Raw genomic sequence first — 17,534 nt, forward strand, 5'->3', positions numbered from 1 at the left:
ATCAGCTACCCACCAATATAATATCACATTGACCAGATCTGATCTAAACCCTGAACTGGAAAGAGAAGGGTTCAGACATGTCGAGGGGATGGCGCAGCGATTTTTACGACTAACAATTGCTATTCTAGCTTTAGGATTCGTTTTTGCAAAGCCGAGCTGGGTTGAATATATGACGAACGCCTCAACTCCAACTCCAGGATTGACTGCGAACAGAGAGTTGGGTCAGATTACTAACCTATCTCCGACTATTGTATTGAACAACGGAAATATCCTAAAAGCTCTTGTTGTTCTTGGTTTATGTTCTATTATTATATCGGCCTTGTTAGCCGCCTCAGTCCTGTTTTTGCCAGAACCAACGGGAATATTCACTTCCGAGAATAAGAAGGCAATTGCGTACTGGAGAGCGAAACACAGGGCTAAGATTCTGTTGATGAGAGCATACATCTCATCAGGTCTTGGTGTTCTGATGCTAATATTTGCTGCCTCTGGATTTTGGTCATTTTACATAATTGGTGGGATAAATATACTTTTGTTTGACTTATCGGTCTCGTTGTTCAGTATTGTCGCAACCGTATGGGCCATACAAAAAATAAGAATTTATCCAGAGCTTCAAGATTATCTTGATGATTTTCAGTCTGTTGAAACGATATTGGAGTACTCGATATATGCTATATCACTGGTAGTCGCTATTTTCTTTTACCGGTACGTGTTCTACAACTCTCTTAAAGCCCTGTTTGTCTGGTTGACCGTGACTGGTACCTGGTTATGAATTTTCTCAACCCGATCTGAATGATAATTCCGATAGTGTGGGCTTCCGGTTCTGTGGATAGACCCGGAAAGAATCGGCCCGATCTACCCCCGAACTCCCCCGTAGGCACCCCAAGATTCTAGGTTATCCTTCCGGTATGCACACTTACCGGAAAATGAATCTAGAGGAATACGAGAACCAAGACGGTATGAAGGTGTGGCTGTCCGAGGGAGAGGTGGAGCAACTTATCGAGCAATTCGAGGATACCGAGCGACGGATAGCGATACAGCTAGCCGCTCGGTGTGGGCTCCGGTCGTCCGAGGTATTGAACGTCGCACCGGCCCACGTAGCCGACACAGACGCCGGTACGATGCTTCGGGTGTGGGAGTCGGCCAAGACCGACAAGTACCGAGAGACGCCTGTGCCGCCGAATCTGGCAACGACAATCAGAACCGTCGGAGACATTCGAGACGAGCCCGCCGACGAGCCCGCCGTCGACGCTACCACCCGGACCCTTCGGAACTGGATAGGAGACGCTACCGACGAACTCGAATCTGTGACAAATGACCCCGGATGGAGCTACGTCGGGATGCATGACCTACGCCGTACCTGGGCTACGTCGCTCCGATCGGCAGACGTGGACGCTATGGTCGTGTGCGACTGGGGCGGGTGGGACGATCTCGATACGTTCCTAGACCACTATCGAGGAACCCACAGCCCCGAGGCGCAACGTCGTGAACGCGAGAAAGTCGACTGGCTCTAATCCGGACTCTGCATATCGCTTTCACTCAGGTCTACCACCGTCCCATCAGATACTACCCCACTGCGGAGCCTGACCGGCGTTCCTTCGGGTGGGTCAAGAGTGAATTTTACCTCTTTCCTCCCGGTGGGACCAACTGTCGACACCGATTTTCGCTTCTGAGCGACTATCTCCCCTCCCTCCGTCTCAAGCTCTACCTGCACCTCGGCGCTGGTCGCGGGGCGAGTTCCGAAGTTGAAGACTGCTACCAGCGTCTCAAACTTTCCATTCGACAACGGCCCGGTAAGCCATTGCTGGGACAGAGACGGATACTTGTTCACCGGGAGAAGATTCGCCTGTGCCCCCTGTTGCTTCACGTCATCCGGTACCTCTCCGACCCGCCAGCCGGAGCCGGTCGTCTCGACGTAGTAGTACTTGTTTCCGTTCTTCGTGTAGTAGGCCCCCGGAATCTCGTCGTTACCCTTGACTCCGACGGCCATGTGCTTCGCCTGTGGCAACTCGATGAGGATGCTCCCGTAGCCGAGCTTGTTGAACACCTCCGCCAGCAGGATCGCGGTATCCTCGCAGTCGCCGCCTCGATCGTACAGCGTTTCGAGGGGGTACTTCGGGTATTCGTTGTACCCCGTCGCCGGCTTGTCCTGGGTGTATTCCATCCCCTGAACCCACGCAATCGCGTGGTCGATCATCTGCCGGTCGGTCATGTCATTCCGATCCCGGTAGGCTTCGAGGGAGTTTGTGATACCGGAAATCGCGTTCTTATCAAACGTATCGGAGGTGTAGGCTCCGTAGTTCCCGGTCCGAACCCGCCCTTGGTAGTAGTCGTATAGCTGCTCGGCGAACCTGATGGTAAACTCGGTTCGCATCCGGCCGATGGACTGCGTGAACTTCCGCGTTACCGGGCTTGTGTCTTCGAGCCTCGGGACGGTCCGCCCTTCGAGCCCGAACATATGCTCGGGAGGCTTCGGTGGGGGCGTTCGTGTCTCTGTGGGTGTGTCGGTCGACTTCTCCGTCTGGGTTGCTGTTGGCGTCTCGGTTCGTGTCGCTGTTGGTGTCTGCGTGTCCCTCTGTTCCGTTGGAGTACTGTCGGACTCACTGAGGCTTCCAATACATCCGGCGGAGGAGGCCGCGATTCCAGCGGAGAGCGCGGAGACAAATTCCCGTCTCTGCATTAGTAGGTAGTCCGTAAGTTGCAGCCAACTTGAAGATACTTGATTTCCACCCCGGCAGACGCTTTCGAACCGTTGCACACCAACACAACTCAGGGAAAATACTGGGTTGGTTTACCCGGGGGGAGTATTTCTTGAGCTTGACCAGTAGGGATTTACCGATAGCTGTTATAATCTATAACACGAACCATGTCCTCGGCTGGGAAGGACCCTAACGGTCAGAGCCCGATTTCCCATGTCAATAGCCAATGGTCTGAGATCATTGGCCTTATCGAAGGTTTCTCCTCTGCTTTCGGCTTTCCCTCAATCATTGATCTCTATAAGAATGTCCAGGACCTGCCCGTGGACGAGCGCTTTACTGACGCTAGATCGGTTTACGAGCAGTTATTTGGGTTGGAGGATATTGACGACGCTGGGGTAGAAGATCTACCAGCGGGACTTACTGACACCCTTCCTTCAGAAACCTCTGAGAAAGAGGAGTTGGCAAAGTCTGTGTTCCTGTTCCTGGGGTCGCAGCTCCGTGAGATGAAAGAGAGTATCATTCTGAAGGCGTTGAGCGATCGGGAGCACGAACGCCAGTATCTGATTTTCCTAGCGTATCTCGATGACCTCCTTGAGCAGGTTGACGAAATTTTCCAGGGCCTCTCCGGAGAAGAGATTTCTAACAAAACGGGCCTGCTCTCGGAATTCCTGGCACTTAGCAGCCATTTCATGTTGATCAGCGCTGGCGAAGAGCAAGAGCTTGGCGAAGAATTTGTTCGGGACATTTACAGAGCCCGATATTACAGATCGCTCCGCCGAGGGACTGACCCGGAGAACGATCCAGAAGAACTAGAATTCGATGACATGACCAGGCGCTTAGAAATGAAGGCAGCGGTATTGATCTATGAAGAGCAGGATATCTCGATCAGTCGCGGTGCCGAACTTGCGCACCTCCCTCTTGAGGAGTTCGAGAGTTTGCTAGAAGAGCATGGAGTCAGCCCGAACTATGGCCCCGAGAACCGCGAAGAGTTGAATGACGGCCCAACCCTGACAAAGTAGACGCGCCACACAGATGGATACGCTGGTTCCTGACGCAAACGTTCTGATAGCCTTCTATAAGGTAGACTGGTTCGATTCAATCGCCTTCTGGCGGCCAGAGTACGATATCGAAATTCCCCAAGCAGTGTGGGACGACGAGTTTGCAGCTACCAGAGAAGTGTCCCGGCCAGAGTGGATCGAATTAGTAGAAGTGGAGTCCGCTCAGGGGGAGGATCGAAGCAACCTCAGTGTATACGACTGGAAGTGTCTTGAACACGCTGAACAGCATGATGGAATTCTCATCACCAGAGACAAGCCGCTCAAGGAGATGGCAGAGAACCTTGATGTAGATGTTATGTGGTCGGCAAAGTTTCTAATGACGACATTTGAAGGGTGTGGAATCAAGGAGAACGACTATCGAAACAATTTAGATCCATACCTCGAAGACGCTTATCTTCCCCCTGTAGTCCATCAGGAATTACATGATGCAGAAAAGTGACACCTGATGGAGCTACGTCGGAACGCTATGGTAGTGTGCGACTGGGGCAGGTAGGACGATTTACAGAAGATCTCGAACCACTCTCGAGGAACCCACAGCCCTACCCCGGCAAAGAGAGCAGGAGAAATCCAAGCGGTTATGAGGTATACTCAATACGGACCTCATCAGAGAGCAAAAGGCTCCTAATGTCCTCTTGCCCAACCTCATTTTTCCTATAATCGACCAATATTCTGAACAACGTTTCTGTTGCTAGCACTTTGTACCCCCTCTGGTCCATGTATTGTTCTACGTGATTATGGAGAAATTCGTCCCTATCTTCTGGGTCTTCACGTCTGAACGGGTTGATTACTAGCAGACCAGTGTAGTCTCTCTCTGGATCATCGTATACGAGTTCCTCAACCCAATCGTCCAGTTGGCGTGCTTTTTCTTTCTTTGCGCCGCCTGTTGTGCCGGTCGTTTCGAGGACTATATTTTGACTGTCTAATTCAACTAAGCCGTCTCTCCCGTGTGGTTGCTCGCCTTCTACATCGAATCCGAATTCTCGAAACACTTTGGGTACCAGATCCTCCAGCTCTTTATCACCACCATATAGGAGGAGTTTGTATTCTTTCAGATCTTCTAGTCTCTCGTTCGCTTGCTTAAGACTCGATTCTAATTCAGCTATCTCTTGTTTTATTGACTCTATTTCTGATTTTGTCGTTGATTCATCCGGCAATTCATATTTTGATGTCCAGTCTGGAGAATTTTCGACTTCACTGGTGCTACCTTCCTCAAAAATATGCGTCAAGATATTTTGTATCAAGTCTCTGTACTCCCAATTTGACAGATGAGGTATCAAGTAAATCTTTCCAGGATTCGCTATACTGGGGCAGATTTTCACTGCAACAGAGCGCTCAAACTCGTTTTCAACGATGGAGGAAGCGCGTAAATTAGTGCTTCCTAAGGACAGACGTTCCTGTGAAGCAAAGTGTAAAAACCATTCAAACTCATTTCCATTGAAATACCAGTCCCAATCAGAGTCTATTGAGTCTGGGTTGATTGACTTACCGTACTCTACTGTTATATCTAGTCCCGAAGGTAACCATGCAAAGTAGTTCTTTGACAATGTTCTCCCGTATGGGTTCGTGTCATAGGGTCGTTTAATGTGCCTTGGGAGTGTCGCAATAAAGTTCGTCCCAGTTTCAATTGCTTTCCTTACTTGAGATTTTTCTGGGAAATTGACTTCCTTGATATAGTCATGCTCAGTGAGAAGGTCGGCTTCAGAAACCCTGAACGCCGCGTCTAACGTAGAGATGTCCATAAATACATATTTATAGTCTTTGATATTTGGGTTGGCCGACCAATTACAGTTTCTATCAGCAAACTCTAAATCATGACCAATAGACAGTGCCTTGGGCATAAATAGCATACAGTTGGGATGCTGTATGAATGTTGTCAAATACGCCCATACTATAGTTTGTGATAACCGAGGATCCGGTGAATTTCTGTTTGATATTATCGGCTTTCACTCTCAGGCGATCAGTGGTAGAGCTACGCCGACAATAACCACTTCCCAAATACACTACTCCGGTTCGGTCGCGGTTGGTGTGTCGCGTCTAGATCACCGTCGACGTACCGGCTTCCGTCGCTCGTAATCACCCACGTATCCGCGTACAACCGAGCTACCAGGCCCGCGTATTCGAGATACTGCAGCCGCTCTCGGACGTGCCCCTCCCGAACCTGTTTGAACAACTCCGTCGCCATGATCCGAGATGTTGACCACCGTTCGCTATCGAGATGTTCGAGTATCCGATCATCTTCTCGGGTCATCCATCGCGCCGGCTGCCTCACGAGTTACCTACTCCGTTGGGACCGTCGGGTTCCTCCGTGCTTGGCGGTTCGGTCGAATCGTCCACCTCCGGTATCTCGTCGGGTTCGTCCTCGTAGGTGCTGATCTCCTCATCAAGATAGAGTTCTCCCCGCTCCTCGATCATGTAGACACCATTCCCTACGGCACGAGTTAGCCCGTGTTCTGTGAGCTTGTTACACCGACGAGAGACAGTAGATTTTGAGGTATCGAGAGATTTGGTTATCTCTCCAACTGCTGTAGGTCCGTTCTCTCGTAGGTATTCGAGAATTCTGTCATCCCATATGGTCATCCAAGATCCCGAGCGCCGCATTTGTCCTATAAACTCAGCGTTGTTTCATACTTGCTTGGATAATCTCTAAATCAATATGTTGTTCTGAAATAGGCTCATCGTTGCATTTATGAAATAGCGTATCTACAGTAGGATTAGGAACCACCAACTTACCACTATACCCGAGGCTGCTACTCGGGTGTTGGCGGGCCTGCGCTAGGACGCAGACCCGAGAAAGGTGGTTCCGGAACGGATAATGAACGGAACCAACTCGCCGGGCCGTATGCAGGCCCGGACTCGACGGTTCGCATCGAGCGGTCAAAAGAATGCGGTGATCGGAGGCGTCAGCCGATGAGCGCCGACGTTGATTTTGACAACGTGTCGGTTGTGAAGTCCAGCAGTTTCCGAGAATCCGCCGTCCGTGAACTCGCCCACGGGCCGGCGACTCCCTCGGAGATCGCAGACGGTACGCCTCACGACATTTCTCATGTCTCGCGGGCGCTTCAGGAGATGCGAGACGCCGAGATTGTGGAACTTCTCGTCTCCGAGGACCGCAAGAAGGGGCGTATCTACGGGCTCACCGACGCCGGCGAGGCCGTGATTACGTTTCTCGACGAACGCAGCCGGGAGGGCGACGATGAGTAGGACGGCCACCCGGTCGACCGCCGAGCCACAGCTGCCCGCCGGCTACACTGTCGACCGGCACGATCCCGAGAAGTTCGTTCTCCGGTGTCCCGACTGTGGAAACCGGGACGTCTCCGACACTCGGCCCGGCACAGGAGCCCAAACCTGCGTCCGGTGTAACCGCCTGCGGGGTGTGACGCCCGTCGCTGTCGCCGATTCGCCGAGTGACTATGACACCGACCATTTCGAGCAGGACCCCGGCCCCGAACTCTGCGGTGCCGAGTGTCGAGACGGTACCACCTGCGAACACCGAGCCGAGTCGTGCCCTATCCCGTCCCACGACGAGCCCGACGGCCGGCTCGTCACCGACGGTGGTGGTAACTACCCGCTCTCGTTCCTCTGTGGCCTTGCTGGGGAAGTGACGGACTGGATGGCGAAAGCACCGAGAGGAGAACGCGAGGATATTTCTGGCGAGGTGTGGGCCTACGCACTCGCCACCTTTGTCGACGGAACTCCCTTGACACCTCGTGGTTACGTCGAATCAGAACACTTCTCTCCCGACGAATCCGGTGGCCGACTTGTCACCGACGGGGGGACGGAAACGTATAGCGATACAGGGTTTACGAGTACAGAGCCCGACAGAGAATACCAGCACTGTGTCCTCTGTGGGGACGAACTGGAAGGGGCAATCGAGTGGGATACTGGCGTCTGTCAGGAGTGTGCCGACCTATGAGCCCGTCGGGAAACTTCTGTTTGGAGTGTGGTTCAACCCTCTCATCGGCCGATAAGCCGCTTTCCGAGGCACTGAGCCACTACCTCAGCGAACACCCGAAGTCCGAGACTCTGGGGAGTGTTCTCGAAAACGTTCGAGTAGAAGTGAGTTGTGAGAACTGTGGCAAGCATTTCCCCACCGATCTTCAGGTGAGCTACGTTGACGGCGAGGGTCGATTAACCGCACAACAGTACTGCCCGCAATGTGAAGATAGCGACCCACTTCGGCGGATATTCGTTCAGGACATCGATCCTTCCGAAGCTCTGGAGAACCAGGTTTGCCACGAAGCAAACAGCTACCAGCTAGATGGTGGCCATGTCTCCCCCGAATGGAGAGACGTGTATCTTGGTTGCCCTGACTGTGAGATGGCTACAACTGTCGACTTGCCACGAGGCAACTGTAACCACTGTGGCACCTGCATCACTGTTACAGTCCACTCAAATGGCGTTCAGGGTTCCGACCTCACCGAAGGTAACGAGGTGAAACAATGAGCCCGGACACGGATCGATCCGAGGGAAACACGAGCCGCCGTCGCTCCCGACTGGGTGGCGACGGTGGCCGCTCGAACACCAAGCCGACTGGCTCGCATTTCAGCTTGAGCGGAAAGGAGTTTTGCGAGCCTATCGAGAAGCTACCGGAGCCGAGCCGACCGGAAAGGACCGGATCACCAAGCACGAACTCGCCCGTGGTTTGGCCCTCCTATACCAGTACGCCGACAGGAACCCGTATATTTGTGAAAATGACCTGTAAGCACGACATGACCCCTAAGAACTGTGAGCTTGACACTGCAAAGACGACGGAATATGAGTCGAGGTTTCCAAATAAGGCTCTTTATCGGTGTACCTAGGGATAGTTTGATATGTGCGCCGGGTGACGACTATCGTATGGCAGACGAACGTGGAGACACTGAACGGACCTCCGTTCGCACGTACGTCCCAGCATATCAGAAACAACGCTGGCAGGACCACGCCGACGAACTTGGCATGAGTCAGAGCGAGTTCGTTCGCACGATGGTCCAGGCAGGCCGGAGTGGCTTCGAACCGTCCGAAGACGACACGTCCGCGAGCAGTGCGACCGAACCGAGCGAGCAGTCCGGTTCTCCCGATGCTACCCCAGGGGTCAACGGGGTGAAGACCCGTGTCCAGGATGTTTTAGCCGACGGGGAGTATTACAACTGGGATGACCTCGTCGATGAGTTGACAAATGGCCTTGAAGACCGACTCGAAGACGCGCTTCAGGAACTGCAAGCCGAGGGCACCGTGACCCACAGTGGCCGCAACGGCGGGTACGTGATCGACACATGAGTTCCGAACGGAGCCACTCGGCCGATCCACAGGCCACCGACGATCCGATCGCGTACTTCCTCGACGATATCACGTTCCATGGGAAAAGCGAACGAACTCGTGCGTTCTACGAACGGGTGTTGCGGGACTTCGAGACGTCTCTCGAAGGGGGTTCGATCAGCGATGCAGCACACAGGGACTGTCTGGCGTACGTCCATGGACTTCGGCGGGACCTCGGAGAAAGCACTGTTGCGACCTACGCGTCCTATCTGCACCGGTTTTTCGACTATATGGCACAGGTGGGTGTGTTCGATTCGAATCCGATGGCTCTCGTCATGGAAGAGATGGACGAATCTATCAACACCGATCCGACACGCCGGGAGATAGATATTCAGTCCATGCGTTCGTTCGTCGCCGATATTGGACACCCACTCGACCGCGCTGTCGTCGTGACGTTGCTCAAGACCGGGATACGGGCCGGTGAACTCTGTAATCTGGACCTCCAGGACCTCCATCTCGATCGATCGGGGCCACGGCCGGCCGTTCCGGTCCGGGCTGCTATCGACGGACGCCCGAACTCGCTGTATGTCGACTCGGAACCGACCCGCGGGGCAGTGGTCAACGGGGAAGAACGGTCCGCATCGAACAAGCGAAAACGCGATACGACGATACCGGTTGACGGTGAACTTGCGACCGTGTTACGCCACTGGTTGGCGATTCGTCCCGATACGCAGTCCGACGCTGATCCGCTGTTCGTCTCGACGGTCGACAGCTGGGGTGAGCGTCTCACGCCGGATATGGTCCATCACATCGTCGAGACCCACGCACGGGAACGTGGCTGGTACGAGTCTGGGGGTGGAGCCGAAGTGAACGTTACACCACACTACTTCCGACACTTCTTCACGACACACCTCCGTGATCGGACCGGCGACAGAGGGATCGTGAAGTATCTCCGTGGAGATGTCGCACAGGATGTCATCGATACGTACACACACGAGTGGGGATCACGTGTTCGCGACGTATATTCGACCCATATATATTCAGTAACCTGATAATACTGGTGACGGGCTTCGGACTCGTAAACCATATATCGCTATACCCAATCGACCCCCTCGTCCGAACACAACTTCGGAGGATAGGCCAGCTTCGAGTCGAATCTCCGCCGGTTCGTGGTCTATTTCCCAACGAATCGCTCGATTCCTGTTCATTCAGAACGAGATAATCGGGCGAGCATGGGAAATTGCGCGGATTTTGGTGCTCCTACAGAGCGTCGCCACTCCCAAGCGGCGACCGCGGTGGAGAATCGGTCACTCAGTCGGGCGGGATCAATGCCGAAACGACGATCTCGACACACTCACCCGCGGTCAGGATCGGCGCATAGTCCATTTCGCCATCGACACCCGCTTTCAGCAGGTAGTCCGTGAGTCGCCAGATATTGTAGAGGAGTACGGCGAACACGAAGTAGAACAGCCGGACGGGGTAGTCTTTCGAGGAGGTCTTCGCGAGGAAGTCGTGTTAATTCGTTTTCGATCTGCCAGCGGCGGCTGTAGCGGCGACAGAACGTCTCGGCTTCATCCGGTCCTACTCGGAGATTCGTCGCGAAGACGGTCGTTCCCTCGCCACTCGTCGACGGCACGTACAGAAACCGCATGGGATGCGACCCCGCCTCGACGTGAACGGAGACCGGTTCAACAGCCACCTCCTGATCATCCTCTTCCATCTGCTCAATCACCTCACGTTCAGTACTGGTGATACGTTTTGGAATAAGGTAGTTCACGTCGAGAGTCGAGAGGGTTTGGAACACCTGTATTGAGTCGAACTCGCGGTCGCAGAGGACCGTCTCGATGGGGACGTGTTCTTTCGCGCGTCGAACGAGTCGCCGTACAGTACGATGAATCTGGTTCGGCGGGTTCTCATCCCACGCCGGGCTCTCTCGCACCGGCTCAACTGTGAGGACGAGCGGGATGTTCGGCCCGATGATCGAGAGGGTCGCAAACTTGAACGCCCGTCCCTCACTGTCTTTGTGCCGCTCACCATCGGCATCTCTTGGACATCCCCGTAGTAGGGAACGGTCGTCATATCGATGGCGGCAGTAACAGGCCGCCGGAAGGACGCTTTGGAGGCGATGACCGAGAGCAAGCAATCCGTCGTCTCATTGAATCCATCCACGAGTCCCTCGGAAGCGAACTGTTTGACAGCGCGGAGGTGGGTATCGCCATGCGGGCCGTAGTCCTCACTACGCCGATACTGGAACCGCGCAGCACCTTGTACGGTGCCGCACCTAACCATCCACATGAATGTCTGTAACTCAAAGAACCGCGTGTCCGTGTAGGATGCGTTCGCGGCCCGGCCAGACTCGAAGTATCCAAAAGCGTGATCTCGCGCGAGTCGCGTCGTCTGAACAATCTCGTCCTGCGAGAACGACTCTTCTTCTACTGAATCCTCCTCTACTGGAGGCTCGTCGACGATCTCTGCCTTGGGGCGCACTTCGGGCGCAGGGATGTCGAAATCGTGGACCTCTTTGACGACGAAGTGAGCTGCCGTCTGGACACACTCGTACAGCGTCGTCGAATCGATTCCGCCACGCCCGCGAGAACGCTGATTCGTCGGGCACTCGACTAAACCCGAAGGTCGTTGCCACTTCCGATTACCGGGTCAGTCGTCGTGCGAACTCGGCGTACGACTCCCCCGTAATCTCCATGAAAACGAACGCGAGAACCAGCCCGCGAAAGGAGAGTGGAGCAGGATGCTACGCTGGATACCCATCCTCGATAGCATCAATCGAGTGGTCTACATTCTCGAACGCTGTGACGAGATCGGTACCTTCCACCCCCTTCCGAATGCTAATACCGATTTGAAACGCCTCACAGACATAACGGCTCCGAGGACATTCACTGGGCATATCATAAACAGTAAATCGGTGAGTTTTAGTTTTTAGGCTTGCCTAATCCCGTCTATGACAAACGAGTCCCGAACAGCAGTCACGGAGGAATACGACGTTGTCATTGTTGGCGGTGGGGTCGGAGGGGTTACAGTTGGTGTTTTTACGAGTCGATACGGGCTCTCCACGCTAATTCTGGATCGCGGTCGGTCATCGCTGGGCCGGATCGCACATCTGGAGAACTTCCCCGGCTTCCCTGCTGGAATCGATATACCAACATTCCATAAACTTTCGCACGCACAGGCCGAGCGTGCCGGTTGTGAGATAACGCGTGAGAAGGCCGTGTCAGCAGCCCAGACAGCAGACGGCTTTCGTATTGAAACTGAAACGGGAGATGAGTATGCGACTAAATCGCTCGTCGCGGCGGCGAAGTACGGACGAGAGTGGCTCGAAACACTCGACGAGGGAGAATTTCTGGGAGCCGATGGGGAGGTGGATATCAATTGGGAAGGGCACAAACGCTACGGTCGAACATCAGTAGATGGACTCTATTTCGCTGGCCGACTCGGGACGGCTGAGGACCAAGTCGTGGTCGCCGCCGGACAAGCGGGCGAGACTGCGCTCGGGCTGATCCATGACGTGCGACGCGACGAGGGTTTGCCCGAAGACCTCGCAGCTCACTACACTGACTGGGTGTTCGTTGAAGGGTCTATCATCAACGGTGATTGGGAGGAGCACGTCCGGAACGAGTTCCCAGAACGGGTCGAAGACGCCGACCTCTCCGAAGCACGTTTCGAAGAGCTACGGTCACAGTACGTCGAGCGGAAGGTGGAGCAAGCGATCGCTCCGGGAGAACAGCGCGAGCGGCGTCGGCGAGGCCATCGGCGTCTCGTAGAACACCTTGACGACGATGCGGTGCTCGACCGCGCCGCGGAAATCGAGGCCGAGATGGACGAATATTGATTGTTGGAGGTTTAGAACTCCCCGTTGACGATGTCCGCGACCCGCTGCCGGTCGAACAGCTCGTTGTCGCTAGTCACGTCGCCGAACACGTCGGGGTACATCTGTTTGGCTGCCCGCTCGGTCAGGAAGAGATTGTGGATCGGGCCCTGATAGAGGAACCCGCCGCGGTAGACGCGGCCGTTCTGGACCGCCGTCAGCTCGCTCCCGATGGGGTGGTCACGGAACTTCTGGAGTACGGTATCCCGGAACTCGGAGACGGACATCCGCCCGTAGCCACGGATGAGGAGCGCTTCGGGGTCGATTTCGAGCAGCGTCTCGTAGTCGAGTTCGCCCCGATCCGTGGTGCTGATCCCCTCGATGCCGGTCCCCGTAATCGCGTCGGAGACCCCGAGATCGTGCCATTGCTTCTTGCTCGTTCCCATATCATTGAGCCGGTAAGGTGAGAACGTATCGGCTTCTTGAGTCTGCTTGTATAGTAGCATTACGCGCGGCCGTTCGCCGGCCGGCGGGAGCTGCTTCTGGATGTCGCTGATGAACTCTTCGTGGAGCTCCGCGAAAGCGCGGTAGCGCTCCTGCTCCTGGAACATCTCCGCAACCTTCTCGAAGGCCTCGTACAGCGTGTAGTAACGGTAGTCGTGCCAGCCGTCTTCCCGCCGGAAGATCAGATTTGCAAAGAACGGACCCACGTTCTCGCTGATCTCCTCTACGTCGGACTGGTCCCAGTCGAACCAGTTGACCAGCATCTGTGGGTCGTAGAGGTGCACGTCGCTGTCCAGTTCGTAGAACTGCTCCTTGGTCCGGACCTCGGGGTTGGACTCGATGACCTCCCGGTCGATGCTCACGCCGTTGAGCTCGTCGTAGAGGTAAGTGTAGTAGCGGTCTGCGCCGCCGATCCCTGTGATTCCGTCAGCCTGTCCGAGCGCGACGGCCATATCAGCGTAATCGCCGCTATACGGCGCCCACGTTTCAGGAACTGACTCGAACTGTACCTCGCCCATCGGCTCCATCGTCACTGAATAGCTAGTTGACTCTGGAGTAGAGGTCTCTTCAGAAGTGTCAGTAGATTCTTCGGTTGATGTTTCTGTCGGGGTGGATTCGGTATCAGCTCCAAATACACCGGCACAACCCGCGAGCAATCCGCTACCTCCAACAGCGCCGCCGTACTTGAGGACATCTCGCCGCGTCGGTACCTTCTGTGAGCCGTTATTGTCGGCCATGGTTTTTAGGCCAGACTAATTGTACTTAACCTTGCTGATTTAGGCCAACCTAAAAGCTGTGGCGAGCGGATTCTCTATCTCGACGTAGACGGACTCATCATCAAGAGTCGAACCTAATTCGTCATATGCTTCAAATCTCGTAAACAGGATACTCTTACACGATACTTGATTGTTGTCGAATAATACGTACGTGCGTTCGAAGGGGCGACGCTCACGGACTCAGGCGCGAGCGAGCGACAGACCAGCACGAGTCCTACGTGACTCTCCTGTGGTTCTTGCAGAGTGTGCTCAAACCGGAGACACACAAAGCAGAGGCGATGGAGCTGCCGGGGTAATGATCCGACCGTGGTTGACCAACTCAGGACTGTGCTGCCGGTTGAGGAACGACACTCGAAAGACGTCGATTGACATTATTCACCGAATAGAAGCAGCGATAGAAGGCACACATCAGAACCATCCTCCGAGGTTGTGTCCGAATAAGACACCCGTACTCAATGCGGGACAGCGAAGCCCACCGTGTGCTGCGTGAACGTCCGCAACGGCCTTCTGTTCGTGTCTCGCAGACAACCTATGGTCGTACCACTGGAAATGGGGTGGCGGCATCTGTTGTTCGAGAACTGGCCGATTGATCCAGCCGTCATGGACGCACACCTTCCCGACGGATTGGAACCGGACGTGTTTGATGGGTCCGCATGGCTCTCGGTCGTTCCGTTCACCAACGTCGCTGTTCGCCCCAAAGGTGTCCCGGCGCGGTTCGGCGTCCGACTGCCGGAACTCAACGTCAGGACCTACGTCACCAGGGACGGGACACCCAGTGTCTACTTCTTCAGTTTGGATGCCCAGGGGATAACAAGTGTCGTGGGGGCGCGACTGTTCCATCACCTGCCCTATTTTTACGCGCGTATCTCGTTGGCGTTGGCCGACGGGCGAGTCCAGTTCTCCAGTCGCCGGCTCCACCCGGGGGCGCGGCCTGCACACTACGAAGGGTCGTACTGGCCGACTGGTGAGCCGTTCGCCGCTCCCGACGACGCGTTCGCCGAGTTTCTCGTCGAGCGATATCGGTTCTACACGGAGGCCCCCGACGGAACGATCAGGTACACCGATGTCGACCACGAACCGTGGACGCTGTATCCGGCAGCCGCGGACATCGAGCGGGACACACTGTTGTCCGCGGACGGCTTCGACCGGCCCGACGGTGAGCCGACGTACTACTACAGTCCGGGACTGGATGTCGTCGCGTCGCGGTCCGAGCGAGCATCAGGACAGCCGTAGTACGTGGGTGACGGCAACAGGTTGAAACCGAAGACAGCGGTATCGGTCGACGATGGTCTCTCGGACGGAGATCGAGCGCTTGCGGACGGAAGCGGACACCATCATGACCCGTCTCCAGCGGGTGCGTGACGAACTCGACCAGGCCCGCCACGAGTCGGGGGACCACTGGGAGGACGGCACGCTCCCGATCACTTTGGAGACACCACAGGGCGACGATATCGAAGTGACGCTGGATCTGGACGCCGACGCCGCCGAAAACGCACAGCAGCGATACGAACGGGCGAAGGAACTCGAAGCCGACTTCGAGCGTCAGCAGGCGGTCGTCGGACAACTCACCCCCATGCCGGCGGACCCGGTCGCGTATCTCATCTGTTATCACCTCGATACCGTCGAGGGGAACTACCCACGTTCGATGGCCGGCCACCTGGACGCCGAGCGAAAAGCGGTCGAACGGCTCTGTGACGAGCTGACGACTGCCGGGTTGCTCGAACGAGTCGAATCAGGCACGGTCAAACAGCGGCGCGTGAAAGCGAAACAGGCGGACGAAGTACGCCAACATCACACGTACTACAGGTTGTCACGGGAGGGCGATCACCTGCTTCGCTTTCTCCGCGAACGCGAGGGGAGACAGAACGTCCTCAGACACCTCCCCGACGGCCGGACGATCGCGCACCGCCTCGCCCGGGGCGGGCCGGACTACCCACGGATGACTGCCGAGGAACTCGGGATGGAGTTCGAGTACGTCCGGCACCTCTATCGCGCGCTCCGCCAGGTCGGACTCGTCACGACCTACGAAGGGAGTATCATCAAAGGGACCGAGCGAAAGCTCAAACCGAAAGACGAGACACACCGCAAACACACCTACTACGTTACGACGGATACGGCCGAGGAACTCCTCCGGGAACTCGACGACTGATCACTCCGGAGTCGGATCACCGGCCGGTTCGTCGTCGCTCACGTCGGCCGAGGGCTCGGTCCCCGGAGAATCGGACTCCCCGACGGCCGGCTCGTGATTGGCGGCCATCGACGGGTCGACAGCGTAGGGTTCGATCGTCGATCCGTTGACCAACTCCGGGAGGACGAAGCGAGCGAAGTGAAAGATCAGGACCAACAGCATCGGAGCCAGGAAGATGCCGTACCACCCGAACAGGAACGGGCCGAAGATGTACGCGAACATCAGCGTTCCCGTATGCAGTGCCGGCTGTGGCGTACTGGCTGACTCGCTCTCGCTGGACCCGAACAGGCCGAACGAGACCGACCCTCCGCTGGAGACGTACGGGCGGACGAGCAGGTCCGGGATCGTGTCGACGACCAGGAACGCCGTCGCGAAGAAGAGGACCACGAACCACCATTCCTGCCCGTTGAACGCCGTCTGGACCCCGAGATAGCCAGTGATCGGGATGTAGACGATCTTCATTCCGATGATCGGGATGAGGCTGGCGATGCCCGCCAGGAGTCCTGTCAAGGCTGGATACGGCACTGCGAGTCCCCCTGGGGCGACGACATCGACCAGACTGAACGTGATCGCGCCGATCGCTCCCGTCACGATCGCGTTCAGGATGTTCCCGTAGAACACACGGTGGAAGCTCCGGTCGACCTCGCGGAAATACCGGTCCAGGACGCCGTGGTGGTCGATCAGATCCTTTCCCCATTCGGCCAGACGGGAGCCGTCCCGGAGCATGTAGAACGCGAACGCGAACATGACGAACGTGTGGACGAGTCCCGTCCCGATCAGGCCCAGAAAGCCCATGAACTGCGAGAGCGTCTCGATCACCGCGTCCGTGCTGGCGGCGCCGCTGATGAGCGACTGGGGGTTCTGGACCACTGTCGAGACGTCGATATACGGATCGAGGACGTTCTCGTAGGGTCCGAGATCGACGTTCTGGCTGAACCGCTCGAACTCCTGGAGCGCGATCGCGATCGTGTAATACAGGAGTATCAGGACCGGGAGTGCGAGCAGGAACAGCGAGAGCATTGCCGCGAGCGTCCGCTGCTTGACGTGTCGATACACCCGCCGGAACAGGGGGCGTGTCGCGTAGTAGAGGAACACCCCGAAGACGAAGGTACCGACGAACGAGTAGGCGACGAAGAGGAGGGCGGCCGCCAACAACACGCCGAAGCCGATCCAGAAGGCGCGTGGCCAGTTGACGTCCACGTCGTACGATGCCATGACTCCGGGTTCCACACCGGCGGACAAAAAGCTGTCCCGACA

At 55.9% G+C, this 17,534-nt stretch carries 17 protein-coding genes and 2 pseudogenes; 12 read left to right on the forward strand and 7 right to left on the reverse strand.

The window, feature by feature from the left end:
• Positions 1-169 precede the first annotated feature (169 nt).
• Both P0204_RS01710 and P0204_RS01715 read left to right on the forward strand, forming a co-directional pair.
• Positions 170-769, forward strand: coding sequence for a hypothetical protein (locus P0204_RS01710; RefSeq protein WP_276221190.1), 600 nt, complete (start codon positions 170-172; stop codon positions 767-769).
• 154 nt (positions 770-923) lie between these two features.
• Positions 924-1,511, forward strand: coding sequence for a tyrosine-type recombinase/integrase (locus P0204_RS01715; RefSeq protein ID WP_276221191.1), 588 nt, complete (start codon positions 924-926; stop codon positions 1,509-1,511).
• On the opposite strand, the gene P0204_RS01720 is transcribed toward P0204_RS01715, so the two are convergent.
• Positions 1,508-2,677, reverse strand: a complete 1,170-nt coding sequence (locus P0204_RS01720; RefSeq protein ID WP_276221192.1) for a hypothetical protein — start codon at positions 2,675-2,677, stop codon at positions 1,508-1,510. The genes P0204_RS01715 and P0204_RS01720 overlap by 4 nt on opposite strands.
• Positions 2,678-2,863: 186 nt before the next feature.
• Between P0204_RS01720 and P0204_RS01725 the strand changes: the two genes are divergently transcribed.
• Positions 2,864-3,715 carry a UPF0175 family protein gene (locus tag P0204_RS01725; RefSeq protein ID WP_276221193.1) on the forward strand — a complete coding sequence of 284 codons (852 nt, stop codon included), beginning with the start codon at positions 2,864-2,866 and terminating at the stop codon, positions 3,713-3,715.
• A gap of 13 nt (positions 3,716-3,728) precedes the next feature.
• Complete coding sequence (locus tag P0204_RS01730) at positions 3,729-4,193, forward strand: type II toxin-antitoxin system VapC family toxin (protein WP_276221194.1); 465 nt, start codon at positions 3,729-3,731, stop codon at positions 4,191-4,193.
• A gap of 136 nt (positions 4,194-4,329) precedes the next feature.
• Here the strand turns inward: P0204_RS01730 and P0204_RS01735 are convergent, their stop codons facing one another.
• The 3 genes and pseudogenes from P0204_RS01735 to P0204_RS01745 form a co-directional block, all read right to left on the reverse strand.
• The gene (locus P0204_RS01735) at positions 4,330-5,592 is read right to left on the reverse strand and encodes a hypothetical protein (RefSeq protein WP_276221195.1); all 1,263 of its coding nucleotides are present in this window, start codon (positions 5,590-5,592) and stop codon (positions 4,330-4,332) included.
• Between the two features lie 427 nt (positions 5,593-6,019).
• Positions 6,020-6,166 (reverse strand): hypothetical protein, encoded by a 147-nt coding sequence (locus tag P0204_RS01740; protein ID WP_276223323.1) that lies wholly within the window; start codon positions 6,164-6,166, stop codon positions 6,020-6,022.
• 6 nt (positions 6,167-6,172) lie between these two features.
• Positions 6,173-6,352: pseudogene (locus tag P0204_RS01745) on the reverse strand (winged helix-turn-helix domain-containing protein); the annotation flags it as partial.
• Between the two features lie 309 nt (positions 6,353-6,661).
• Between P0204_RS01745 and P0204_RS01750 the strand changes: the two are divergent.
• The 5 genes from P0204_RS01750 (at position 6,662) to P0204_RS01770 (ending at position 10,041) form a co-directional block, all read left to right on the forward strand.
• Positions 6,662-6,955 carry a winged helix-turn-helix domain-containing protein gene (locus tag P0204_RS01750; protein ID WP_276221196.1) on the forward strand — a complete coding sequence of 98 codons (294 nt, stop codon included), beginning with the start codon at positions 6,662-6,664 and terminating at the stop codon, positions 6,953-6,955.
• On the forward strand, positions 6,948-7,667 hold the full coding sequence (locus P0204_RS01755) for a hypothetical protein (RefSeq protein ID WP_276221197.1): 720 nt from the start codon (positions 6,948-6,950) through the stop codon (positions 7,665-7,667). Before P0204_RS01750 ends, P0204_RS01755 begins: the two co-directional genes overlap by 8 nt.
• Positions 7,664-8,197, forward strand: a complete 534-nt coding sequence (locus P0204_RS01760) for a hypothetical protein (protein WP_276221198.1) — start codon at positions 7,664-7,666, stop codon at positions 8,195-8,197. The genes P0204_RS01755 and P0204_RS01760 overlap by 4 nt, the downstream gene beginning before the upstream one ends.
• A 393-nt stretch (positions 8,198-8,590) precedes the next feature.
• On the forward strand, positions 8,591-9,010 hold the full coding sequence (locus tag P0204_RS01765) for a DUF5805 domain-containing protein (protein ID WP_276221199.1): 420 nt from the start codon (positions 8,591-8,593) through the stop codon (positions 9,008-9,010).
• Positions 9,007-10,041, forward strand: coding sequence for a tyrosine-type recombinase/integrase (locus P0204_RS01770; protein ID WP_276221200.1), 1,035 nt, complete (start codon positions 9,007-9,009; stop codon positions 10,039-10,041). Before P0204_RS01765 ends, P0204_RS01770 begins: the two co-directional genes overlap by 4 nt.
• Positions 10,042-10,300: 259 nt before the next feature.
• Here P0204_RS01770 and P0204_RS21040 read toward each other — a convergent pair.
• A pseudogene (locus tag P0204_RS21040) lies at positions 10,301-11,891 on the reverse strand (transposase).
• A 54-nt stretch (positions 11,892-11,945) separates the two neighbouring features.
• Here P0204_RS21040 and P0204_RS01785 point away from each other — a divergent pair.
• A complete protein-coding gene (locus P0204_RS01785; RefSeq protein ID WP_276221201.1) occupies positions 11,946-12,833 on the forward strand; it encodes an NAD(P)/FAD-dependent oxidoreductase in 888 nt (295 codons plus the stop codon).
• An 11-nt stretch (positions 12,834-12,844) separates the two neighbouring features.
• Here P0204_RS01785 and P0204_RS01790 read toward each other — a convergent pair whose 3' ends face one another.
• On the reverse strand, positions 12,845-14,050 hold the full coding sequence (locus P0204_RS01790; protein WP_276221202.1) for an ABC transporter substrate-binding protein: 1,206 nt from the start codon (positions 14,048-14,050) through the stop codon (positions 12,845-12,847).
• Between the two features lie 570 nt (positions 14,051-14,620).
• Here P0204_RS01790 and P0204_RS01795 point away from each other — a divergent pair.
• Positions 14,621-15,322 carry a YqjF family protein gene (locus P0204_RS01795; protein ID WP_276221203.1) on the forward strand — a complete coding sequence of 234 codons (702 nt, stop codon included), beginning with the start codon at positions 14,621-14,623 and terminating at the stop codon, positions 15,320-15,322.
• A gap of 52 nt (positions 15,323-15,374) precedes the next feature.
• Positions 15,375-16,238, forward strand: coding sequence for a DUF2250 domain-containing protein (locus P0204_RS01800; protein ID WP_276221204.1), 864 nt, complete (start codon positions 15,375-15,377; stop codon positions 16,236-16,238).
• Here P0204_RS01800 and P0204_RS01805 read toward each other — a convergent pair whose 3' ends face one another.
• Positions 16,239-17,492 carry an AI-2E family transporter gene (locus P0204_RS01805; RefSeq protein ID WP_276221205.1) on the reverse strand — a complete coding sequence of 418 codons (1,254 nt, stop codon included), beginning with the start codon at positions 17,490-17,492 and terminating at the stop codon, positions 16,239-16,241. It lies immediately after the preceding gene.
• Positions 17,493-17,534: the final 42 nt, after the last annotated feature.

Source organism: Haloarcula halophila (assembly GCF_029278565.1).
Lineage (GTDB): Archaea > Halobacteriota > Halobacteria > Halobacteriales > Haloarculaceae > Haloarcula > Haloarcula halophila.